Origin of the sequence: Peribacillus sp. TH27, assembly GCF_016650915.1 — a bacterium.
GTDB classification, from domain to species: domain Bacteria; phylum Bacillota; class Bacilli; order Bacillales; family DSM-1321; genus Peribacillus; species Peribacillus butanolivorans.
Window position 1 is genome coordinate 1,250,480 of the sequence record NZ_JAEKEV010000002.1, and the last position, 23,663, is coordinate 1,274,142.

Sequence of the window (23,663 nt, forward strand, 5' to 3'; positions counted from 1 at the left end):
TAACGTTATGGATTCAACCGCTCTTCATCTACTGCTTCTGAAACGGTAACAACATCTAAGTCTTTCTTTTCTATATTAATAATTAACGTTTCCAATGATTTCGCGGTAGATTCTGTAGGATGCATTAAAATAAATGCTCCCGGGTGAACCTTAGAAAGCACCCTCTGTTGAAGTACTTCAGGACTTGGTTTTTGCCAGTCAATCGTATCCACACTCCACATAACAGTCTTTAAACCGAGAGAATCCGCGATTTTTACCGTTTCGTCTCGGTAGCTTCCGCTTGGAGGGGCGAACCATTTCATCTTCACACCTGTCACCGCTTCAATGACTTCATTCGTTTTACGAATTTCCTCACGTGTAGCCTGAGAGGAAATATTTTGCATATTCGGATGTGAATAGGAGTGGTTTCCGATTTCGTGTCCTCCACCCTTAATCATCTTCGCCAATTCTGGGTTCTTCTTAGTCCAATTACCTTCAAGGAAAAATGTTGCCTTGACATTATATTTTTTTAACACAGCCAACATATCCTGTAAGTATTCATTACCCCAGGCCACATTGATTAAAAATGATACCACTGGCTTTTCCGGATGGGCCCGGTAAATCGGAGCCGGGTCGAGATCGTTTAAATGAATCTTTGCTGGAACTTGTTGATATACCAGTTTATCCTTATCGAATCCGCCCTCCTTCTTCATAGCTTTATACGAATCATCAATATTTACCTTTAGGCCATTATATGCAGGAACGGTTTTCCAAACCGAATCTATTCGTGCATCCTGTGGTGCAATCTCATATTTTTTTGTTGATTCTTTTATTTGTAAAAGAAGCTCATCTTCCTGCTTCATTGACGCAACTGAATGATCTGTTAATTGGGTCAAATAAATATGTGTATATGGATTTTGCACTAATAACCATGATATACCTGCAATGGCACTTATCGCAACTATCTGCTTCCATTTATTATTCATTTTTTACGCCCCCTTCATACAAAAATGTATGAAGAAAACGGACAAGGTAGAACATTACATACTTTTATTGCGAATTTCCATATATAACGATGTATCCTTTAAAACAAAAAAGCATGCAGATTCACTAGGAACCGCATGCCGAATTTTTATTTCTATTATGACTGAGAAGGATTAGCTGCCTCTTTTTGTTCTTTAAGGACCGCTTTACGGGAAAGGTTAACCCTTCCTTGCTTATCAATCTCAGTAACTTTAACTAATAGCTCATCGCCAAGTGAAACGACATCTTCCACTTTACCGACTCTTTCTTCAGCCAGTTCAGAAATATGGACCAAACCATCTTTACCATTGAAGATTTCAACGAACGCTCCGAATTTTTCAATACGTTTAACTTTACCTAAGTATAGTTCGCCTACAACGACTTCACGCACGATATCTTCGATAATTTTCTTCGCTTTTTGAATCATTGCTTCATCTGTAGAAGAAATGAATACCGTTCCATCTTGTTCGATGTCAATTTTTACGCCAGTTTCTTCAATGATTTTATTGATATGTTTACCGCTCGGTCCAATGACATCGCGGATTTTGTCTGGATTAATAGACATTGTAACGATTTTCGGAGCATATTTGGATAATTGCTCACGCGGTTGATTGATTGTTGCCATCATTGATTCCAAAATGTGCATCCGGCCATGTTTAGCTTGAAGTAATGCTTCTTCAAGAATTTCTCTTGAAAGACCCTCAATTTTAATATCCATTTGAAGGGCTGTAACACCTTTTGACGTTCCAGCAACTTTAAAGTCCATGTCTCCTAGATGATCTTCCATGCCTTGAATATCTGTTAAGATCGTGTAGTGCTCACCTGTTTTAACAAGACCCATTGCAATACCTGCAACTGGAGCTTTCAACGGAACACCAGCATCCATCATTGCTAGCGTACTTGCACAGATACTTGCTTGCGATGTTGAGCCATTAGATTCAAGAACTTCAGACACAAGTCTAATTGTATAAGGGAAGTCTTTATCATTCGGTATAACCGGTTCTAATGCTCTTTCACCAAGTGCACCATGTCCGATTTCACGACGTCCTGCACCACGAATCGGGCCTGTTTCACCAACACTGAAATGAGGGAAGTTATAATGATGCATGAAACGTTTCGACTCTTCGGTTCCAAGACCGTCCAAAATCTGTACATCGCCAAGGGCACCTAATGTACAGATAGAAAGTGCTTGAGTTTGTCCACGTGTGAACAAACCAGAACCGTGTGTACGAGGCAGAATAGTTACTTCAGATGATAATGGTCTAATCTCATCCGGGTTACGGCCATCTGGACGTACCTTTTCTTCCGTAATTAAACGACGGACTTCTGATTTAACCAATTTATTTAGGATTTCTTTGATTTGTTTTAGTTTAGCTTCATCAGTTTCTTCTTCATAATGAGCCAACACGCGATCTTTTACTTCTTTAATAGCATCTTCACGAGCATGTTTTTCCTGAACTTGTACAGCTTTGTTAAGGTCTGATTCACAATGACCTTTTACTTCTGCTTCTAGATCTGCATCCACTTGGTATAGAGAGATTTGTAGCTTTTCCTTGCCGATTTCAGCAACAATTTTCTCTTGGAATGCAATAACCTTCTTGATTTCGTCATGACCAAACATAATTGCTTCAAGCATAGTTTCTTCTGGTACTTCATTTGCTCCAGCTTCAACCATGTTGATAGCATCTTTCGTACCGGCAACTGTCAAGTTAATGTCGCTTTTTGCAAGTTGGTCAACAGTAGGGTTAATAATGAATTCATTATTAATTCTTCCGACTACAACTCCAGCAATTGGACCTTCAAACGGAATATCGGAAACTGAAAGTGCAAGGGATGAACCAAGCATCGCTGCCATTTCAGAAGAACAATCTTGATCAACACTCATAACCATACTGATAATTTGAACATCGTTCCGGAAGCCATCTGCAAATAGCGGACGGATTGGACGGTCAATTAGTCGGCTTGCTAAAATTGCTCTTTCACTCGGTCTGCCTTCACGTTTGATGAAGCCACCTGGAATTTTACCGACTGCATACAGTCTTTCTTCGTAGTTGACTGTCAAAGGGAAGAAGTCGACATTTCTAGGTTCCTTTGAAGCTGTTGCTGTACTTAATACAGCTGTTTCTCCATAACGGACTAAAACTGCTCCGTTCGCTTGTTTGGCCAATTGGCCAATCTCTACCGTTACATTACGGCCGGCCCAGTCAAATGAATACGTATGTTTTTCCTGTCCCATTTATTAAACCCCTCTCTGAATCTTCACTTAGAGGCTTAGTTTACCTAAACCTGTATTGGATTAAATCATTATATGTGAAAGTAACTGAACTCAAGTTAAAACCAAACTATTCCTATTATGCACGAAAAAAACAAGCATTAACAGTAAAATGAATAAAATTTTCATTCATTCAATTATGTATATCCTAATCATTTATAAATAGAAAAAGACCCGGCTCCTGCCGAGTCCCAAGGACGAAGGCTTAGCCTAAAAATAGAACACGTCCAAATCATTTGATTAACATCAAAAAAGCGGGAAATTTCCCGCCTTCCTGAAAAAATTATCTACGTAGACCTAATTTGTTAATTAGTGTACGGTAACGAGTAACGTCTTTGTTACGTAGGTAAGTTAAAAGATTACGACGTTTACCTACCATTTTAAGAAGACCGCGACGTGAATGGTGGTCTTTTTTATGTGTGCGTAAGTGACCGTTCAAGTTGTTGATTTCTTCTGTTAATACTGCGATTTGAACTTCTGGAGATCCAGTGTCAGTATCGTGAGTTCTGAACTCAGCGATAAGTTCGTTTTTGCGTACTTGTGTAATAGCCATGTTATTATTCCTCCTAAAATTCTGTAAAATCACCTATTACCGAGCCAGCGTCGGAGTCTCGACTAGCCAAGCAATGGTTATTTTCATACATACAATAGAATACATGTTTTTCATTAAAATTGCAAGTATTGTCTATTGCTAACCGTTTATACTTTCAGTTTTGAAAAATAAGCTAACGCATTTTGCTTATCAGTTTCAATCTGTGCGACTAACGCTTCAAGTCCAGAAAATTTCTGCTCACTTCTCAGCCTAGTATGCCATTCTACCGAAACTTGATTGCCATAAATATCACCCGAGAACTCCAAAGCATGAACCTCTACGGTTGGATATTTCGGCTTTTCTTCATGGAACGTAGGTTTATAACCGACATTACAAACCCCATTATACCATTGGCCGCTTATATTAATCTTGACAGCATATACCCCAGCAGCTGGGAATATATAATCGTCACTCACTTCAATATTAGCAGTGGGGAAACCCAACTTCCTGCCTCGTTTTTCACCATGAACGACATGCCCTTTCGTTAAATAACGGCGGCCTGCCAAATGATAAAAGTCGGAAAAGTTACCGTTACTAAGTGTTTCTCTGATTCTGGTCGAACTTACCTTTTCATCTTCAAGTGTTTGTTTCGCAACAACCGTCTGCGTAAACCTTCCTCGTGCGTATACAGGCAAATCTTCCATCGATCCTTGACCGTAGCGGCCATATGAATAGTCAAAGCCGGCTACAACGTGACGGACATTCAGCCCGACAATATATTCGTCAACGAACTGTTCCGGCAACACCGAAGCAAATTCCTTGCTGAAATGAACGATAAACAGATAATCTATCTCCATCGATTCTATGATATCTATTTTATCTTCGAGTGGTGTAATATAGCGAATATTTTCCGTTTTCCTCCCCAATACTGCGGAAGGATGCGGGTCAAATGTCATAACTGCTGACTTAAGATTCATTTCATCGGCTTTTTGCTTGGCAGTTTGAATAACAATTTGATGCCCTTTATGTATGCCATCAAAAAATCCAAGCGCCATTACAAGCTCCGGAAAATCATCCGAATTAAATTGATGAGGATGCTCTATTGCGATCACTTTCACCTTTCAATCTCCTCTTTCCGACGGCAAAACGGTCTATAATTCTTGTGCCAAAACTTTTACAGGTTTAATTAATCCCTCTTTTGTCGGATGTATTTGATAAATGGCAATAGCCTTATCAGATGGATCAACCATTACAAAAGGCTGACCTTTCTCAACAACAACATCCTTAGCCTGTTCCAATACCGCACCGTTAAGTACTTTCTTTGCTACTTTATCACTAATCTGAATTTTGGGCAAATGAAATAATCCTCGCTCTAAGGGCAGCAGAAACTCATCTGTTTGTCCGGTTTCCATGAATGCTTCCACCTCAGCGAATGTCAGACAGTCTTCAAGCTTAAAACCAGCTGATTCAATCCGCGTTAGGTCTGACATATGTGCTGGAAATCCCAATTTTTCACCTATCATGACAGCAAGCGTTCTAATATATGTTCCTTTACTGCACTTAACACGAAAACGGAAAGAAATGGTTTCTCCTTTGAATTCAGAACGTTCATCGAGAAGGGTGATTTCGTAAATGGTAACCTCCCGTGTCGGTCGCTCCACTTCGATTCCGGCCCGAGCGTATTCATATAACTTTTTCCCGTTTACCTTAACAGCTGAAAACATCGGCGGAGTCTGTTCAATTTTTCCTGTTAATGATTCTAAAACTTCAAGAATTTGTTCACGCTGAATCACTTGAGTAATCCTTTTTTCAGCTACCTTATCGCCGCTTGCATCTTCCGTTGTCGTTGAAAAACCAAGGGTCACTTCCCCTTCATACGCTTTACCTGCCTCTGTCAAATATTCGGCGACTTTTGTTGCCCTACCGATACAAATCGGTAAAACCCCTGTGACATCAGGATCTAAAGTGCCTGTATGCCCAACCTTTTTTGTTTTTAATATCTTCCTTAATTTAAAAACACAATCATGGGATGTCAATCCCTTTGGTTTCCATAATGGTAGAATACCGTTCACACTTTCACCTCATTTTCTAAAAGTGGAAGCACCTCTGTCAGCTTGCACAAACAATATGAACTTAAATTCGAAAGGTGTCTTTTACTTTTTGCTACGCTTTCCTGTCATTTCAAAAAAAAGAGGTCGACCCCAAGAAGTGCAAAGCACTTATTGAGTCGACCTCCTTTTCTGCTTGCTTATTATTCGTCTTTTCCAGCCGGTTTTTCCTCTGAATTGATTTGTGAAATTAACGATTCGATTCGATTTCCGTAATCAACCGATTCATCAAATTCAAAAAACAGTTCCGGTGTTTTGCGAAGACGGATTCTTTGCCCAATTTCTGAACGCATAAATCCTTTTGCCTTTGCAAGGCCTTGAAGAGTTTTTTCCCGTTGTTCCTGATCACCCAACACGGAAATATAAACAGTTGCCTGTTGTAGATCGCCTGTAACGTCAACATCTGTTACTGTTACAAATCCGATTCTTGGATCTTTAATTTTTCGGCCGATAATTTCACTCAGCTCTTTTTTCATTTGTTCGCCAACACGATTTGCACGAAGGCTCATAATATCACCTCGCTAGCCTAAAGCCAGTCTATATCTGTTATTGTTCGCTCTATTTCCGGAAAAGAATCTAGAAATTTAAGGGCATTTTGAAGTTCTCTCTCAGTAGCCTTCCTTGAAGATGAAACGGTTACGATAGAAATCTTTGTTCGTTGCCATAGATCCTGAAAATCCGTTTCTGCTACCGATATATTGAACTTCTGTTTAAGCCGTGTCATAACACGCTGCAAAACGGCTCGTTTTTCTTTCAAAGAATGGGTGTCATAGATGATGCACTCACATTGGACAGAGCCAACGATCATTTACGCTCTATCTCTTCCATTACATAAGCTTCAATTACGTCGCCTTCTTTAAGGTCATTGTAATTTTTAATGGTAATACCGCACTCATAGTTCGTTGCCACTTCTTTTACATCATCTTTAAAACGTTTCAATGCATCAATTTCACCTTCGTAAATGACGACACCTTCACGAATTAAGCGAATGCCGCTATCACGTGTGATTTTTCCTTCTGTAACATAAGAACCAGCGATCGTACCAACTTTAGATACTTTGAAAGTCGTACGAACTTCAGCCTGACCAATAATTTTTTCTTCAAATTCAGGGTCAAGCATCCCTTTCATAGCCGACTCGATCTCTTCGATAGCTTTATAAATGATACGGTGAAGGCGGACATCAACATTTTCTGATTCAGCCGCACGCTTCGCATTCACATCAGGACGGACGTTAAATCCGATGACGATTGCATTAGAAGCCGTAGCTAGGATAATGTCAGACTCTGTAATAGCCCCGACGCCAGTGTGAATAATTTTCACTTTTGCGCCTTCTACTTCTATTTTATTCAGGGAAGCGGCAACTGCTTCAGCAGAACCTTGAACATCCGCTTTTAAGATGATGTTCAATTCTTTAATTTCCCCTTCTTTCATTTGCTCGAACAATGTATCAAGCGTTACACGAGATTTTTCATTACGTTGTGAAGCAAGCTGTCTTTGCGCACGAACTTCCCCAACTTGACGGGCAGTTTTTTCATCTTCAAAGACGATGAAACGGTCCCCAGCCTGTGGAACTTCATTCAAACCTGTGATTTCAACCGGTGTAGAAGGACCTGCATCCTTAACACGACGGCCAAGGTCATTAAGCATTGCACGAACGCGGCCGAATGTATTACCAATAACGATTGGATCTCCGACTTTCAACGTTCCGTTTTGAACAAGCAATGTTGCTACAGAGCCGCGCCCTTTATCCAAACGTGCTTCGATAACCGTTCCGTTTGCTTTACGAGTTGGATTTGCTTTATATTCTTCTACTTCACTAACTAGTAGAATCATTTCCAACAAGCTATCGATTCCTTCGCCATTTTTAGCTGAAATAGGTACGAAAATTGTATCTCCGCCCCATGCTTCAGAAACTAAACCGTGCTCTGTCAATTCTTGCATAACGCGGTCTGGATTAGCGGCTTCTTTATCCATTTTATTAACAGCGACGATAATTGGAACCTCTGCTGCTTTAGCATGGTTAATCGCTTCAACCGTTTGAGGCATAACACCATCATCCGCTGCTACAACTAGGATTGTGATATCTGTAACCTGAGCTCCACGAGCACGCATTGTTGTAAACGCAGCATGTCCTGGTGTATCAAGGAATGTAATTTTTTTGTCGTTAACTTTAACTTGATAAGCACCGATATGCTGAGTGATTCCGCCTGCTTCGCCTTCAGTTACTTTAGTATGACGAATAGAATCAAGCAATGTCGTTTTACCATGGTCAACGTGTCCCATGATCGTTACAACAGCCGGACGTTCGATCAAATCTTCAGAAGCATCTTCAGTCACTAATGACTCAAGGTCAGTTAGATCAACCCGAATCTCTTCTTCAGCCAATACACCGTATTCTGTACAGATTAATTCTATAGCATCTTTATCTAATGTTTGGTTAATTGTAGCCATCACACCAAGCATGAAAAGCTTTTTAATGATTTCAGACGGTTCACGGTGAAGTTTTTTACCAAGTTCCATAACAGTCAAAGACTCATAAAACGTAATTTTCTCTGGAAGTTCTCTTTCTTTACGTTTAGTAACAGGAGCCTGTGGTGCTTGTTGTCTTTGTTTATTATTTTTATTTCGGTTATTTCTACCTCTACTAAACTGTCCTGCTGGTTTTTTCGTACCTACAGGTTTAACGGGAGGTTTTTTCTTTAGCTTTTCTTTATTAACTGTACTCTTCTCATCTGCTTCAGCTTCGTATTTTGCAACCGTAGCGTTAGCTTTTGGTTCAGTAGCTGGGCTTTTATCTTCGCTTTTAGGCTTAATTGAATCGTTTAATTTATTTACAGTTGAATCGTCTAATGCTGTCATATGGTTTGTTACCTCTATATTCATTTCTTTAAGTTTAGTTATTACTTCCTTGCTTGAAACGTTCTTTTGTTTTGCATATTCATATACACGCAATTTTGTCATACGTTCACCCCCGTAAAATTTAATCGAGCAGCGTTCGGAGTTTTTGTGCAAAACCTTCATCCAGAACTGCGACGGCAACTCTAGCTTCCTTACCAATCGCATGGCCGAGCATAGACCTGCTTTCGACTCTTTTTAAAGGAACCTGATAAAATGCGCACTTATCAGATATTTTTTTTTCAGTGTTTTTTGAAGCGTCCGCGGATAAAATAACAACTTTGGCATTACCGCTTCTAATCTCTTTAACCACTAATTCTTCACCCGAAATTAGCTTGCGTGCTCGATTGGCCAAACCTAATAGAGACATCCATTGTTGTTGTTGGGTCATGGTGTTAGTATTTCTCCTTATTCACTAATTCAAGCAATTGTTCATAAAGGGAGGAATCGATTTGGGTACTAAGGTGATTAGCCAGCACATTTTTCTTTTTGGCCAGCTCGATAACATCCCGATCAAGAGTCAAATAAGCTCCCCTTCCCGATTTTTTTCCGGTCGGATCAAGGCTGACTTCCCCTTCTTTAGATCGAACGATACGTATGAGTTCTTTCTTCGGCTTCATTTCGCCTGTGGCCACACATTTACGCATCGGGATTTTTTTTCGGCTATTCATCTTTTTTCACCTCTAAATTTACTCGTTATCCTCTTCGAAATCTATATCCTCTTCATTCACATAGCTATCCCTGCTTAAAAGGAATTCCTGTTCTTCAACCGGGTAAATACCCGCTTCACGGGCTTCTGTTTCACTCTTGATATCAATTTTCCAACCAGTAAGTTTGGCAGCTAAGCGAGCATTTTGTCCACGCTTACCAATTGCAAGTGAAAGCTGATAGTCCGGAACGATTACAGTTGTCGCCTTTTCTTCTTCTTTTACGATAACTTCAAGTACTTTTGAAGGGCTTAAAGCATTCGCAACAAAGATAACCGGATTTTCCGACCATTTAACGATATCGATTTTTTCACCTTTTAATTCATTGACGATGGCCTGGACACGTTGTCCCTTTTGGCCTACGCAGGAACCGACCGGATCGACTTCTTCGTTTTCAGAGTGCACGGAGATTTTTGAACGGTCACCTGCTTCACGAGCAACTGACTTAATTTCTACTGTTCCATCAAAAATTTCAGGCACTTCGATTTCGAATAAACGTTTTAAAAGTCCAGGATGTGAACGGGATACAAAAATTTGCGGCCCCTTGGACGTCTTTTCAACTTTTGTGATAAAAACTTTAATACGATCATGAGGTTTATACTGCTCATTAGGCATTTGTTCATTGACTGGAAGCAATGCTTCGATTTTACCTAGACTCACATAGATAAATCGAGAATCCTGACGTTGAACAATCCCTGTCATGATATCCTCTTCGCGATCAATGAATTCAGCATAAATGATGCCGCGCTCTGCTTCACGCACTCTTTGAGTAACAACTTGCTTCGCTGTTTGTGCAGCAATGCGGCCGAAATCTTTTGGCGTTACTTCCATTTCGACAATATCCTCTAGCTGGTAGTTGGGATCAATCGCTCTTGCTTCTTCAACAGAAATTTCCAGACGTGAATCGAATACTTCATCTACAACGTCTTTTCTGGCAAATACACGCATTGTTCCTTTACCAAGATTCAAATCGATACGCACATTTTGCGCTTGGTTAAAGTTACGACGATATGCCGATATAAGAGCAGCCTCAATCGCATCGATTAAAACTTCCCTGGAAATTCCTTTTTCGTTTTCTAAAATATAGAGAGCATCCAATAACTCATTGCCCATGGTGATCCCCCTTACGGATATTTAATTATTGATTTGCTTGACTTAAGAGAAGGTAATCGCCAATCTTGCTTTGGCTACCTTTTCGTATGGAATGACGATTGTTTTCTTTCTTGTCTTGATTTTGATTTCAAGCGTCACTTCGTTCCCATCGAAGCTGGTTAAGATTCCTTCAAATTCTTTTTCATCTAAAATGGGCTCGTATGTTTTTATGTAAACATTTTTACCGATAGCATTAAGGAAATCTTTCTCTTTTTTCAGAGGCCTTTCAGCTCCGGGAGATGAAACTTCGAGAAAATAAATTTGTGGAATTGGATCAACTTCATCAAGCTTTTCACTGAGCTTTTCACTCGCTTTTCCGCAATCTTCAAGATCTACGCCTGTTTCTTTATCAATGTAAACTCGAAGGAACCAGCTTTTACCTTCCTTCACATACTCCACTTCAACTAATTCAAGCTGCAATTCTTCAAGAATTGGTAATGCTAATTCTTCTACAACTTCCGTTACCTTTTTACTCATTTGTTTCCTCCATACGTGCGTTGTATGCGCTTGGTTTCGGATTCAAAATAAATGGTCAATACAACACGAAAGAGTGGGTTTCCCCACTCTTGCCATTGGTTCCTCTTAGTATTTCCAATAAAAATATACCATAATCAAGATATTTATGCAAATATCATGTCTGTTTCTTCCTTTTTATCATCAGCTTCTCTTTTAAAATAAAGATAACTGATTTTGTTCAGGCAGAGACTCTAGACAGCCTTGTTTATCAAGGTATTCAAGAATAGTCTTGGATACTTTCCCTCGCTGTTGTAAATCTTCTTTCGAGAGGAATTCTCCATTCTTACGTGCATTAACGATATTGATGGCCGCATTTGTTCCAAGACCTGGTATTGAATTGAATGGTGGAATCAACGTGTTACCTTCAATTATGAATTGGTCTGCACTAGATTTATACAAATCCACCTTAGCAAAGCTGTATCCGCGCTCACACATTTCTAAGGCAAGTTCAAGAACCGTCAATGTATTCTTTTCCTTAGTAGAAGCATCCAATCCTTTTACATTGATTTCTTCAATCTTAGTTTTGATCGCCTGAGATCCCCGCGTCATCGCATCGATTTCAAAATCATCGGCACGAACTGTGAAATAAGCGGCATAATATAATAAAGGTAAATGCACTTTAAAATAAGCAATCCTGACAGCCATTAATACATAAGCTGCAGCATGGGCTTTCGGGAACATGTATTTAATCTTTTTACATGAATCGATATACCATTCCGGCACCTCATTTTTTCTCATTTCTGCTTCGAATTCCTCGGAGAGCCCTTTCCCTTTACGTACTGATTCCATAATTTTAAACGCCAGAGAAGGATCGAGCCCTTGATAAATCAGATAGACCATAATATCATCCCGACAACCGATAACTTCGCTAAGTGTACATATTCGGTTGTGAATCAGCTCCTGTGCATTACTCAACCATACATCGGTACCATGAGATAATCCGGATATCTGGACAAGCTCGGAAAATGTTGTAGGTTTCGTGTCTTCAAGCATCTGCCTAACAAAACGCGTACCAAATTCGGGAATACCTAGCGTTCCAGTTTTACACATAATTTGATCTTCGGTTACTCCTAATGATTCGGTACTACTGAATATTTTCATTACTTCAGGATCGTCTGTCGGAACCGTTTTTGGATCGATGCCGCTCAAATCCTGAAGCATCCTGATCACAGTCGGATCATCGTGACCAAGAATATCAAGTTTTAAAATATTATCGTGAATTGAATGGAAATCAAAATGAGTCGTTTTCCACTCGGAAGTTCGGTCATCCGCTGGGAACTGAATAGGTGTGAAATCATAAATATCCATGTAATCCGGAACAACGATGATTCCACCTGGATGCTGTCCAGTAGTCCGTTTTACTCCTGTACATCCAGCAACAAGACGGTCAGTCTCAGCTCCCCGCATATGGATATTATTGTCGGTAGAATAACCTTTTACATAGCCATACGCCGTTTTTTCAGCTACCGTACCAATCGTTCCAGCGCGGTAAACATACTCTTCTCCAAACAAGACCTTAGTATAGTTATGGGCCTTCGGCTGATATTCACCGGAGAAGTTCAAGTCAATATCAGGAACCTTATCCCCTTTAAAGCCAAGGAAGGTTTCAAACGGGATATCATGTCCGTCTTTTGTATAAGCAATGCCGCAATCTGGACAGTCTTTATCTGGCAGGTCAAATCCAGAACCCACAGAACCATCATTGAAGAATTCCGATTTTTTACACGTTGGACACACATAATGCGGCGGCAGTGGGTTTACCTCAGTAATTTCAGTCATCGTTGCAACGAACGAAGATCCCACCGACCCCCGTGATCCCACGAGATATCCATCATTCAAAGATTTTTTAACTAGTTTGTGAGAAATCAAATAAATAACGGCAAATCCATGGCCAATGATGCTTTTCAATTCTTTTTCAAGACGAGCTTCTACGATTTCCGGCAGGTTCTCTCCGTATATCTTCTTTGCCATGCCGTAACTCATCTCACGCATCTCTTCTTCTGCGCCTTCAATTTTAGGCGTGTATAACTCATCCTTGATAGGCTTGATTTCATCTATCATATCAGCGATTTTATTCGTGTTAGTTACCACAACTTCTTTGGCTTTCTCAGAACCAAGGAATGAGAAGGCCCTCAGCATATCATCAGTTGTCCGGAAATGTACATCCGGCAGCTTATGACGATTCAGCGGGTTCGCTCCACCTTGTGAATTCACAAGGATTTTACGGTAAATTTTGTCGTTTGGGTCCAAATAATGAACATTCCCTGTGGCAACGACAGGCTTATCCAATTTCTCACCAAGCTTGACGATATTTGTGATGATTGTTTCTAACGATTTATCATCCCTGATATATTCAAGCTCAATCAAATGCTGGTATACTTCCTTCGGATGAATTTCAAGATAATCGTAAAATTCAGCGATATCTATGACTTCCTCAAAACCCTTTTGCATCATCCCTTCAAAAACTTCCCCTTTATCACATCCGGATCCAACGAGAATTCCTTCACGATACTTTTTAAGTTGGGAACGCGGTAACCGAGGTACACGATAATAATAATCAATATGTGATATCGAAATTAATTTAAAAAGGTTTTTTAAACCAGCCTGTGTTTGCGCAATCAGCGTACAATGGGACGGACGGGAACGCTGATAAGCATTTCCTTTACCCATATTGTCATTTAGCTGATCATGATGGGTAATGTCTTTTTCCATCGCATCCTTTAGCATCTTCAACATAAGATAGCCTGTAGCTTCGGCATCATATATGGCCCTATGATGCTGAGTCAAATCGATATCGAACTTTTTACATAATGTATTTAAACGATGGTTTTTAAACTCCGGATATAAAAATCGGGCTAGTTCCAATGTGTCCAGAACTGGATTCGCTGCCTTAGGATATCCCATGTTTTTATAACCTATATTCAAAAAGCCCATATCAAATGTCGCGTTATGAGCAACGAGTATGGCATCTCCTGCCCAATTCCTGAACTTTTCGAGTACTTCCGAGACTTCTGGAGCATTTTCTACAAGATCATCAGTGATTCCCGTCAAATCTATGGTCGTATTGGATAACGGATGATGAGGATTCGCAAATGACTCGAATCGATCAATAATGTCCCCATCACGAATTTTTACTGCAGCAAATTCAATTATCGTATCATAAACGGCAGACAGTCCTGTCGTTTCTACATCAAACACGACATAGGTGGCATCAGCCAATGCAATATGCGCCTCATTATAGACAACCGGCACGCCGTCGTTTACAAGATTCACTTCGACGCCGTAAAGAATTTTAATGTCATTCTTTTTCCCGGCACTATAAGCTTCAGGGAATGATTGGGCACCTGCATGATCCGTGATGGCAACAGCCTTATGCCCCCACTTGGCTGCCTGGGCAATAAGGGCAGAAGTCGGTGTCACCGCATCCATAGAACTCATCGGAGTATGCATATGCAGTTCGACCCGCTTTTCCCCTTCAGGAGCCTTGTCCTGTCGACCCTGTTTAGAGATTTCATTTATATCATTTGCAATCATAACCAAATCCCGTACAAATGTATCATTTTGAATGCTACCTTGAGCACGTACCCACATTCCCTTTTTCACACGGGCAAGAATTGCGGCATCTTCTTTATCACGTGAAAACATTTTGACTAATATTGAGCTGGTATAATCCGTCACTTTGAACGTCAGTAAGCTACGGCCACTGCGAAGCTCTCGGACTTCCGCATCAAATACGAAGCCCTCAATTGCAATTCTCCGCTCTTCATCGATAATCTGTTCAATTCTTCGGAAATCAGCATCTTCTTTAATCGTATAACCAATCTTAACAGGTCCTTCGTAGACGCCATCGTCTCCACCTTTTTCCGATTCTTTCTTCTGCATTTCCACTAGGGCAGCAAGCCCCTTTTCCGCGTCTTCCTTTTGTTTCTCTTCCAAAAACTTCTGATAATCAGGATTCGAAACTGTTTCCTTTACTTCCGCATCAAGAGTCAGTGGAGGGAAACCAAACGTTTGATAGATATTCGAAATGAGTCCAGAGTATTTTCGTTTCAACTGACCGGCCTCAGTATCATTTCGTGCACTTACGATAATTTTATATCCGTTTACTGTAGGCTCTTGCTCATTTAGTAGTGACAATAGAGCTGGAGACATGCCTTGAAGCTCGCCTATGCAGTTTTTCCAATACTCTTTAACTAATTGTTCGGTCACTTGCGGGTTAGCTACATTCAAAGTGAATGAGACCTTCGCAATATGGGCGAAGGTACTTGCTAATTGAGTAGCAAGTCTTGTATGAACACTGCAAGGAATTAACGCAGGTATATTAAAGGCAAAATGCCATGTTTTGGACTCTCTCTCAATTGAGAGCTTATCAATTTCGGCACCAATGAAAAAGTTCACAAAGGCATCCTCAGTCAAGTCCATCTGCTGGAGCAAGAGTTGAAATCTCTCTCTACCGCTATTAGGATTTTGATCCATTTCCTCTCTCCCCTTATCTACTATCTCTTAAGATTTTATTCATTATTATTTCCACTCTAATATCAGTGGTTATTATAACATAACACGTACCTTTCACGAGTATCTAAATGTAGGAAAAGGAAAAGCATCATTCAATTGAATGATGCCTCCCTTCGCTATTTTTCAAAATAATTATCCTAATATTTCGCGAAGTTTTTGAGTTAGTTCAGCTCTTTCAATTTCAAGAACCTCACCAGTTTTACGGATTTTCACTTCGACAATTCCCTCTGAAGCCTTTTTACCGACTGTTACACGGACAGGAAGTCCAATTAAGTCTGAATCAGCAAATTTAACACCGGCACGTTCTTGACGATCATCCATCAGAACTTCCAAGCCTTGTGTTTTAAAATCATTATACAATTCTTCTGAAAGTGCAGACTGCGCTTCATCCTTCATATTAATTGGAATCAAATGAACTTGGTATGGCGTTAAGTTCACTGGCCAAACCAATCCTTTTTCATCGTTGAATTGCTCGGCTACAGCTGCAAGTGTGCGAGATACACCAATTCCGTAACAACCCATGATCATCGGCTGTGATCGTCCATTTTCATCAAGGAAGGTCGCGTTCATCGCTTCGGAATATTTTGTCCCAAGCTTGAATACGTGACCAACCTCAATACCTTTAGCAAATTGAATTTTTCCGTTTCCATCCGGTGATGGGTCACCCTCTTGAATAAAACGAAGATCCAAATAGTTGGCTACATTAAAATCACGGTCTGGATTTACATTCACATAATGGTAGTCTTCATCATTTGCACCACAGATTCCATTGACCATTACTTCGATAGCAACATCCGCAATCACTTCTACGTCAGAAGTGACATTGATTGGTCCAAGAGAACCAATTGCACAGCCTAAAACCTCTTTCGTCTCGATTGGATCTGCCATTTCTACGACTGATGCGTTATAGAAATTCTTCAACTTAATATCATTGACTTCATGATCACCACGCACCAATACGAGCACATATTTTTCATCCACTTTAAACAACAACGATTTAATCAACTTCGTAGCATCCGTTTTTAAGAATGTTGCTACTTCCTCGATTGATTTTTGCCCAGGTGTATGAATTTTTTCAAGTGCACCCTGTGCTTCTGAACTTTTTTCATAGTTCACACTTACTGGTGCCATTTCAATATTAGCTGCATAATCAGACGTATCTGAATAGGCAATTGTATCTTCCCCTATTTCAGATAGGACCATGAATTCATGTGTATCTTTTCCACCCATCGCTCCTGAATCGGCAATGACCGCACGGAAATCAAGACCGCAGCGGCTAAATACATTTGCATACGCCGCATATAATTTTTTATAAACAGCATCAAGGCTTTCTTGATTAGCATGGAAAGAATAAGCATCTTTCATGATAAATTCACGTCCACGCAACAATCCAAAGCGAGGCCTCTTTTCGTCACGGAATTTCGTTTGAATTTGGTATACTGTTAAAGGAAGACGCTTGTAAGACTTCACTTCATCACGAACTAGGCTTGTAATCACTTCTTCATGTGTGGCACCAAGCGCAAATTCACGGTTGTTGCGGTCCTTCAAACGCATCAACTCTGGACCATATGTATACCAGCGTCCAGATTCCTGCCAGAATTCCGCTTGTTGTAAAGCAGGCATTAATAGCTCAACTGCACCAGCATTATCCATCTCTTCCCGAACAATGGCTTCAACCTTTTGAAGCACCTTTTTCCCAAGCGGCATGAAACTATATACCCCACTGGAATTTTGTCTCATAAATCCTGCACGTAATAAAAGCTGATGACTTTTAATTTCTGCATCTGCAGGTACTTCTCTCAATGTAGGGATTAACGTCATACTTTGTTTCATATCTGCACCTCTTCAATAATTCCTTTAAATTAAACTGCCGCCACGGATAATTACATACCGTAGCTTTTATACGGTCATATAATACAAAAAAAGACTTTCTGAGATATTCAGAAAAGCTGATTTAATATACTCATTCTCGATTATACTTACGATTTACTTAGAAAACAAACTATTTCCCCAAAACGTTTAAAAAACTTAAGAAAATGGTGATTTCCATTCCCATGATTAGAAACAGCCAACAGATAATTCTGCTGGCCTGTTATACCTTATTCGAACATGTTTTATAAGAAGAATCGCTGGATGTCATTCCAAGTAACGACAATCATTAACAACATCAGCAATGCAAACCCGATAAAGTGAACCATTCCTTCTTTTTGGCGGTCAATTGGTTTTCCTCTTAAGAATTCTACCACGAAGAATAGCAGTCTTCCTCCATCCAACGCTGGTAATGGAAGAAGGTTCATAATTCCTAGGTTAATGCTGAGCAGTCCTGCCCATTTCATCAACGTGAATATACCTTGTTTTGCAACTTCTTCTGTGGATTTATAGATTCCTACAGGGCCTGATAGACTGTCGATCGTAAAGCCGCCCGTTACAAGGTCACCAAGAATAATAAAGATCTGTTTTGTCCAAAAATATGTTTCGGTAAAACCGTATTGTATTGCTTTAATCGGTGCTTTTTCAACTGGAGGGTAGACACCGATAATTCCAATTTTCTTGCCATCTCTCTTCACTTCTTGAGGAACAACGGGTACTTCTAATGTTTTCCCGTCCCTATCAACGACAAACTCTATTTCTTGTCCAGGGTTTTTTTGTATGCTTTCCTGAACATCTCCCCAAGATGAGACTTCTGCTCCCTCAATCGATTGAATAACATCCCCAGATTTTAACCCGGCATTTATAGCCGAACCATCTGCAGTCAGTTCACCGAGTTTTGCTTCATCCACAACAACCCCTTGAAACAAACCAATCAACACAAAAATGACAAACGCCAAAACAAAGTTCATCGCTGGCCCAGCTACAATCGTAAGGAAGCGGTGTCCAAGCGACTTTGAGGCAAATTGTCGGTCATAAGGTGCAATCTGATTTTCCACACCATTTTCAACGATTACCGCTTCTTTATGAATGGTAAAGGTTTTTAACGTATCTTCCTCTCCCTCTTCATAACCTGTAAGAATCAGTTTGTGATCAAGGTCGATCACTTCTACTTCAACAAGCCGGATATCAGGATATTTATCTTTATTGTTCAAAATGATTTTTGTAACATACTCTTCATTATCAAAAATTAATCCTACGCGATAACCCGGCTTCAGCTCAATATTTTCAGCATCTTCGCCAGCCATACGCACATACCCACCTAGAGGAAGCAGGCGAATCGTATAAACGGTTTCCTTCTTTTTATACGTGAATACTTTTGGTCCGAAACCGATTGCGAACTCACGGCATAAAATTCCGGCACGCTTTGCAAACACTAAGTGTCCAAGCTCATGGAAAAATACAAGAGCACCGAATATGATAATGAACGCTATAATCGTTTCTAAAGTCTGCATGTTCCGGTCACCTATCTTTCACTAGAGATTCTATATACTGCCTTGTCATTAAATCTACTTCCTGAATGGTTTCTAAATCCGGAAGTGTTATGACAGAATGCTGATTCAGCGCTTTTTCAATCAAAGTCTCAATTTCCAGGAATGATACCTTTCCAGATAAAAATGCAGCTACTGCTGCTTCATTGGCTGCATTCAAAACCGTTGTCATTGTTCCGCCCATTTTACCTGCTTCATAGGCAAATTGCAAACAAGGATATCTGGTGAAATCCATATCGCTAAAATGAAGTTTCCCTGCATCAGCCAAGTTCAGACGTTTACGCCCCACGAGTGGCAGACGGTCTGGATAAGTAAGTGCATATTGAATCGGTACGCGCATATCGGGTGTGCCCAGTTGGGCAATCACACTGGAATCATGAAATTCAACCATGGAATGGATGATACTCTCCTTATGTAGCAATACATCAATTTTATCGTAAGGAAGATCGAATAGCCAGTGGGCTTCAATGACTTCCAACCCCTTATTCATCATCGAAGCGGAGTCTACCGTAATTTTAGCACCCATTGACCAGTTCGGATGGTTTAGGGCCTCTTCCACCGTTACACCTTTCAATTCTTCTCGGGTACGATCCCGGAAGCTTCCGCCTGATGCAGTAATGACTAGACGTTCGATATTCTTTTCCTTTTCACCCTGTAACGCCTGGAAAATCGCTGAGTGCTCACTATCAACAGGGAGTAATCTAACTCCAGCTTTTTTAGCTTCGTTTATGACCAAATGACCTGCAGTCACCAGTGTCTCCTTATTGGCGATTGCAATATCCTTTTTAGCCTTTATTGCCTGTAAAGTTGGATAGAGTCCTACGCTTCCGATGACGGCATTGACTAATATTGTAGCTTGATCATAAACAGCAACAGCGGTCAGTCCTTCATCTCCGTACATGAACTCGATATCTTTTTTGCTGAAGAATTCACTTTTTAAAACATGATAATCCTCTTTAGTCTGTACTGAAACAAGTTTCGGTTCAAACTCTTGTATGTAAGTTCTGACCAATTCTATATTTTTCCCGGCTGAAAGCGCCACTATTTTGAATTGATCAGGATGAGCCCTCACTACATCCGCTGTTTGTTGGCCAATCGAACCTGTTGCACCCAAAAGGCTGATATATTTCAAATTGTTCATCTCCTAATTTATATAACACTTGCCTATGCCTTTATTTGTATTATAATACATGCAATAAATGCAAAATCGGTAAAATAAATATCAAACTATCAAGCCTGTCCAAAATTCCTCCATGACCTGGAAGAAGCTTCCCTGAATCCTTTACCCCATAATGACGTTTATAAGCCGATTGAACGAGATCTCCCAATTGGCCGAAAATCGCAATGATTAAAGAAATCAATAACAATTGTAATAATGTATAGTCGAGGGAAGAGAAAACATAAAATAGCACACCCACTATCAACGCGGAGAATATCCCTCCGAAAAATCCCTCCACCGTTTTATTTGGACTGATTTCAGGCCATAACTTTCTTTTACCTAGTGACTTACCGATAAAGTATGCTCCTGAATCGGTTGCCCAAATCGTAAATAATGCAAGCAATATATATATCAGACCCAGACCCAACGAATCACGTGTTTCAAATAGATAGTAGAATCCCATGCCTAGGTATAGGATCGTGATCACTAAAAAGCCTGCGTCATCAAAAGTAAAACGATTTTTTGAAACGACTGTATAAAGAAGTAGCAGTAAAACGCCCATTAAGAAAATTTGGACTTTATCGTAATTAATATTGGCTAAAAAAGCGGTATTTTCATTGGGTAGTAAAAGTACCCACAACAAGATATGTGAAAGAATCGCTTCAAAAGAGACCACACGCATATTTTTCATTTTCATCAGTTCATACAAACCAATGGACGCTAGCAGATATACCAGCAGTAAAAAGGGAATTCCCCCTAAAATAACTATTGGAATGAAGATAGCGGCAGCAACGACCGCCGTAATAATTCGCTGTTTCATTATTCCATTTTCCTCGCCTTCTACATTAAACGCCACCGAATCTTCGTGAACGCTTTTGATACTCCTCAACTGCCTGCAATAAATGCTCTTCACTAAAATCCGGCCATAATACATCTGTAAACCATAGCTCTGTATAAGCCGCCTGCCATAGCATGAAATTACTTAAACGGATTTCACCGCTTGTGCGAATTAGTAAATCTGGATCTGACAAATGCTTAGTCATTAAGTAACTTGTCAGTATTTCCTCCGAAACATTTTCCTTTATTATACCATTCTTAACATCATGAACGATGCTATTCACTGCGGTTACGATTTCTCCGCGGCTTCCGTAGTTTAGAGCAAAGTTTAAAATCATCCCATCATTATTCTTAGTATCTTCCATTGCCCGTTTAACGGCATTTTGAGTATGTGACGGGATGAGAGACAAGTCGCCAATCGTCTCTACTCTTACATTTTCAGAAATAAGCTCAGGTAAAAAGGTCCCGAGAAATTCCTGAGGAAGCTTCATTAAAAAGTCGACTTCACTTTTCGGACGTTTCCAATTTTCAGTGGAGAACGCATAGACGGTTAATGTTTTTACTCCTAATTTATTGGCTACTTTCGTAATTTTACGAACGGTTTTCATTCCTTCATGATGACCGGCCACGCGTGGCAGTGCACGCTTTTTGGCCCAACGGCCGTTTCCATCCATAATAATGGCAATATGTTGAGGAACATCAAACTTCTTAATATGCTGAATCCTATTTGTTACATCGGAAGAAGCATCTTTTTTAACGAAACGCTTCCATAGTGAATACATATGTTAGTCCCCCATTAGGTTGTACTTATCTCTCTACAAAGTTAAAAATATTCGCGCTCTATGTATATCAAGCTTTCTGCGAAAAAGAACAGAATCTTTATTATAATATCAAAAAAAACTTGTTCTCATATTATTATGAAAAAAAATTCTTAATTAGAAGTCAGAAGGGGAGAAATTATCACTTCTTTTTTCTAAAAACAGTTTATCATTTGCAATGAAAAATACAAAAAAGGACCACCTCCAACGTTTGCATGCAGCTTACTAACTCAAGGCGTAATCATTATCGGAGAAACCTTATTATAACAGTTTTCTCTTTTTAGCACACCTATATGTTAGAACTAAGACATGACCAGTATGGATTCGGCCCTCTTTATTTTATATTTTAAGAAGAGATTATACTTCCAAAATTTCTTTTTCTTTATCTTTCGTAATCTCATCGATTTTCGTGATATTGCCATCAGTCATCTTTTGGATGTCATCAGCATAGCCGCGTAAATCATCTTCAGTGATTTCACCATTTTTTTCAAGTTTTTTCAAATCGTCATTACCATCGCGACGAACATTACGGACTGCTATTTTCGCTTCTTCCGCTTCTTTCTTGACAACCTTCACAAGCTCTTTTCTACGTTCTTCAGTTAACGCAGGAATGGCAATACGGATGATTGATCCATCATTGGAAGGATTTAAACCTAAGTCAGATTTCAAAATCGCTTTTTCAATCTCACCTAAGACGGTTTTGTCATAAGGCTGAATCACTAAAAGTCTAGCTTCCGGTACAGAAATACCAGCAAGCTGATTAATCGGGGTTGGAGAACCATAATAATCAATAGATATTCTATCTAGCAACGAGGCATTCGCCCTGCCGGCACGGATGCTGGCTAATTCACGTGTGTAAGCTCCAATGGCTTTTTCCATTTTCGTTTTCGCATTTGAAATAACTTGTTTCGGCATCTTTTATTTCCCCCTTACAATTGTTCCAAGCGTTTCGCCTAAAACGGCTCGTTTAATATTACCTTTTTCCATAATCGAGAAGACAATCAATGGTATATCATTGTCCATGCAAAGTGAGGACGCAGTCGAATCCATTACTTCTAATCCCTCTTTAATCACATCAAGATAAGAAAGTTCATCATACTTCACAGCATTTTTGTCTTTAACCGGGTCAGCATTATAAACGCCATCCACATTATTCTTCGCCATCAAGATAACGTCAGCTTCAATTTCAGCTGCACGCAAGGCCGCAGTAGTATCCGTTGAAAAATAAGGATTACCTGTACCAGCTGCAAAAATTACAACTCTCTTTTTCTCAAGATGTCTGATCGCACGGCGTCTAATGTATGGTTCTGCCACTTGTCTCATCTCAATGGAAGTTTGAACGCGTGTTTCAATTCCAAGTTGATCAAGGCTATCTTGTAAAGCCAATGAATTCATGACTGTAGCCAACATACCCATATAATCGGCATTAGCACGATCCATGCCCATTTCACTTCCGATTTTCCCGCGCCAAATGTTTCCGCCACCGACAACTACAGCAACTTCTACATCAAGTTCAGCTACTTCTTTAACTTGTTCAGCAATTGATTTAATTACTGCAGGGTTAATTCCAAATCCTTCGTCACCGGCTAATGCTTCGCCACTGAGTTTTAGTACAACACGTTTATATTTAGCGTTACTCATGAAAACCTCCAACTATGTAATCTTTTCGTTCGTTCATCCTGTTATTCTTGCTACCAAAAGTTCATGACATTTCAAAAAATAGGGAACACT

General features: G+C 39.9%; 20 protein-coding genes. All 20 read right to left on the minus strand.

Annotated elements, in window-relative coordinates; all coding sequences use genetic code 11:
• Positions 1–5 precede the first annotated feature (5 nt).
• Positions 6–965 (minus strand): polysaccharide deacetylase family protein, encoded by a 960-nt coding sequence (locus tag JFU24_RS07390; RefSeq protein WP_201249802.1) that lies wholly within the window; start codon positions 963–965, stop codon positions 6–8.
• A gap of 155 nt (positions 966–1,120) precedes the next feature.
• A complete protein-coding gene (gene pnp / locus JFU24_RS07395; RefSeq protein ID WP_201249803.1) occupies positions 1,121–3,238 on the minus strand; it encodes a polyribonucleotide nucleotidyltransferase in 2,118 nt (705 codons plus the stop codon).
• A 319-nt stretch (positions 3,239–3,557) separates the two neighbouring features.
• A complete protein-coding gene (gene rpsO, locus JFU24_RS07400; protein ID WP_053345367.1) occupies positions 3,558–3,827 on the minus strand; it encodes a 30S ribosomal protein S15 in 270 nt (89 codons plus the stop codon).
• A gap of 146 nt (positions 3,828–3,973) precedes the next feature.
• On the minus strand, positions 3,974–4,924 hold the full coding sequence (gene ribF, locus JFU24_RS07405) for a bifunctional riboflavin kinase/FAD synthetase (RefSeq protein WP_201249804.1): 951 nt from the start codon (positions 4,922–4,924) through the stop codon (positions 3,974–3,976).
• 33 nt (positions 4,925–4,957) lie between these two features.
• The gene (gene truB / locus JFU24_RS07410; protein ID WP_053345365.1) at positions 4,958–5,878 is read right to left on the minus strand and encodes a tRNA pseudouridine(55) synthase TruB; all 921 of its coding nucleotides are present in this window, start codon (positions 5,876–5,878) and stop codon (positions 4,958–4,960) included.
• Positions 5,879–6,057: 179 nt separating this feature from the next.
• Positions 6,058–6,423 (minus strand): 30S ribosome-binding factor RbfA, encoded by a 366-nt coding sequence (rbfA, locus tag JFU24_RS07415; RefSeq protein WP_053345364.1) that lies wholly within the window; start codon positions 6,421–6,423, stop codon positions 6,058–6,060.
• A gap of 17 nt (positions 6,424–6,440) precedes the next feature.
• Positions 6,441–6,722: a DUF503 domain-containing protein gene (locus tag JFU24_RS07420; protein ID WP_053345363.1), complete on the minus strand. Its 282-nt coding sequence runs from the start codon at positions 6,720–6,722 to the stop codon at positions 6,441–6,443.
• The gene (gene infB, locus JFU24_RS07425) at positions 6,719–8,875 is read right to left on the minus strand and encodes a translation initiation factor IF-2 (protein WP_201181401.1); all 2,157 of its coding nucleotides are present in this window, start codon (positions 8,873–8,875) and stop codon (positions 6,719–6,721) included. The genes JFU24_RS07420 and infB overlap by 4 nt, the downstream gene beginning before the upstream one ends.
• A gap of 19 nt (positions 8,876–8,894) precedes the next feature.
• Complete coding sequence (locus JFU24_RS07430; protein WP_056526846.1) at positions 8,895–9,200, minus strand: YlxQ family RNA-binding protein; 306 nt, start codon at positions 9,198–9,200, stop codon at positions 8,895–8,897.
• 4 nt (positions 9,201–9,204) lie between these two features.
• Positions 9,205–9,480 carry an RNase P modulator RnpM gene (rnpM, locus tag JFU24_RS07435; protein WP_053345360.1) on the minus strand — a complete coding sequence of 92 codons (276 nt, stop codon included), beginning with the start codon at positions 9,478–9,480 and terminating at the stop codon, positions 9,205–9,207.
• Between the two features lie 18 nt (positions 9,481–9,498).
• A complete protein-coding gene (gene nusA / locus JFU24_RS07440) occupies positions 9,499–10,629 on the minus strand; it encodes a transcription termination factor NusA (RefSeq protein ID WP_053345359.1) in 1,131 nt (376 codons plus the stop codon).
• Positions 10,630–10,671: 42 nt separating this feature from the next.
• On the minus strand, positions 10,672–11,145 hold the full coding sequence (gene rimP / locus JFU24_RS07445) for a ribosome maturation factor RimP (RefSeq protein ID WP_053345358.1): 474 nt from the start codon (positions 11,143–11,145) through the stop codon (positions 10,672–10,674).
• A 192-nt stretch (positions 11,146–11,337) separates the two neighbouring features.
• Positions 11,338–15,660 (minus strand): PolC-type DNA polymerase III, encoded by a 4,323-nt coding sequence (locus tag JFU24_RS07450; RefSeq protein ID WP_201181402.1) that lies wholly within the window; start codon positions 15,658–15,660, stop codon positions 11,338–11,340.
• 171 nt (positions 15,661–15,831) lie between these two features.
• Positions 15,832–17,532 carry a proline--tRNA ligase gene (locus tag JFU24_RS07455; RefSeq protein ID WP_201249805.1) on the minus strand — a complete coding sequence of 567 codons (1,701 nt, stop codon included), beginning with the start codon at positions 17,530–17,532 and terminating at the stop codon, positions 15,832–15,834.
• 281 nt (positions 17,533–17,813) lie between these two features.
• Positions 17,814–19,082 carry an RIP metalloprotease RseP gene (gene rseP, locus JFU24_RS07460; protein ID WP_201181405.1) on the minus strand — a complete coding sequence of 423 codons (1,269 nt, stop codon included), beginning with the start codon at positions 19,080–19,082 and terminating at the stop codon, positions 17,814–17,816.
• 7 nt (positions 19,083–19,089) lie between these two features.
• Positions 19,090–20,250 (minus strand): 1-deoxy-D-xylulose-5-phosphate reductoisomerase, encoded by a 1,161-nt coding sequence (gene dxr, locus JFU24_RS07465; protein WP_201181407.1) that lies wholly within the window; start codon positions 20,248–20,250, stop codon positions 19,090–19,092.
• Positions 20,251–20,299: 49 nt separating this feature from the next.
• Positions 20,300–21,097: a phosphatidate cytidylyltransferase gene (locus tag JFU24_RS07470; RefSeq protein WP_056527103.1), complete on the minus strand. Its 798-nt coding sequence runs from the start codon at positions 21,095–21,097 to the stop codon at positions 20,300–20,302.
• Between the two features lie 25 nt (positions 21,098–21,122).
• Entirely contained in the window at positions 21,123–21,896 is a 774-nt protein-coding gene (locus tag JFU24_RS07475) for an isoprenyl transferase (protein WP_056526832.1), read from the minus strand.
• Between the two features lie 393 nt (positions 21,897–22,289).
• The gene (gene frr / locus JFU24_RS07480) at positions 22,290–22,847 is read right to left on the minus strand and encodes a ribosome recycling factor (protein ID WP_201181410.1); all 558 of its coding nucleotides are present in this window, start codon (positions 22,845–22,847) and stop codon (positions 22,290–22,292) included.
• Positions 22,848–22,850: 3 nt separating this feature from the next.
• Positions 22,851–23,573 carry a UMP kinase gene (pyrH, locus tag JFU24_RS07485; protein WP_053345351.1) on the minus strand — a complete coding sequence of 241 codons (723 nt, stop codon included), beginning with the start codon at positions 23,571–23,573 and terminating at the stop codon, positions 22,851–22,853.
• Positions 23,574–23,663 lie beyond the last annotated feature (90 nt).

Bases quoted from the DNA above. Each gene is read 5' to 3' on its own strand.
- JFU24_RS07390 (WP_201249802.1), bottom strand. From the start codon at position 965: ATGAATAATAAATGGAAGCAGATAGTTGCGATAAGTGCCATTGCAGGT.
- pnp (WP_201249803.1), bottom strand. From the start codon at position 3,238: ATGGGACAGGAAAAACATACGTATTCATTTGACTGGGCCGGCCGTAAT.
- rpsO (WP_053345367.1), bottom strand. From the start codon at position 3,827: ATGGCTATTACACAAGTACGCAAAAACGAACTTATCGCTGAGTTCAGA.
- rbfA (WP_053345364.1), bottom strand. From the start codon at position 6,423: ATGAGCCTTCGTGCAAATCGTGTTGGCGAACAAATGAAAAAAGAGCTG.
- JFU24_RS07420 (WP_053345363.1), bottom strand. From the start codon at position 6,722: ATGATCGTTGGCTCTGTCCAATGTGAGTGCATCATCTATGACACCCAT.
- infB (WP_201181401.1), bottom strand. From the start codon at position 8,875: ATGACAAAATTGCGTGTATATGAATATGCAAAACAAAAGAACGTTTCA.
- JFU24_RS07430 (WP_056526846.1), bottom strand. From the start codon at position 9,200: ATGACCCAACAACAACAATGGATGTCTCTATTAGGTTTGGCCAATCGA.
- rnpM (WP_053345360.1), bottom strand. From the start codon at position 9,480: ATGAATAGCCGAAAAAAAATCCCGATGCGTAAATGTGTGGCCACAGGC.
- nusA (WP_053345359.1), bottom strand. From the start codon at position 10,629: ATGGGCAATGAGTTATTGGATGCTCTCTATATTTTAGAAAACGAAAAA.
- rimP (WP_053345358.1), bottom strand. From the start codon at position 11,145: ATGAGTAAAAAGGTAACGGAAGTTGTAGAAGAATTAGCATTACCAATT.
- JFU24_RS07450 (WP_201181402.1), bottom strand. From the start codon at position 15,660: ATGGATCAAAATCCTAATAGCGGTAGAGAGAGATTTCAACTCTTGCTC.
- JFU24_RS07455 (WP_201249805.1), bottom strand. From the start codon at position 17,532: ATGAAACAAAGTATGACGTTAATCCCTACATTGAGAGAAGTACCTGCA.
- rseP (WP_201181405.1), bottom strand. From the start codon at position 19,082: ATGCAGACTTTAGAAACGATTATAGCGTTCATTATCATATTCGGTGCT.
- JFU24_RS07470 (WP_056527103.1), bottom strand. From the start codon at position 21,097: ATGAAACAGCGAATTATTACGGCGGTCGTTGCTGCCGCTATCTTCATT.
- JFU24_RS07475 (WP_056526832.1), bottom strand. From the start codon at position 21,896: ATGTATTCACTATGGAAGCGTTTCGTTAAAAAAGATGCTTCTTCCGAT.
- frr (WP_201181410.1), bottom strand. From the start codon at position 22,847: ATGCCGAAACAAGTTATTTCAAATGCGAAAACGAAAATGGAAAAAGCC.
- pyrH (WP_053345351.1), bottom strand. From the start codon at position 23,573: ATGAGTAACGCTAAATATAAACGTGTTGTACTAAAACTCAGTGGCGAA.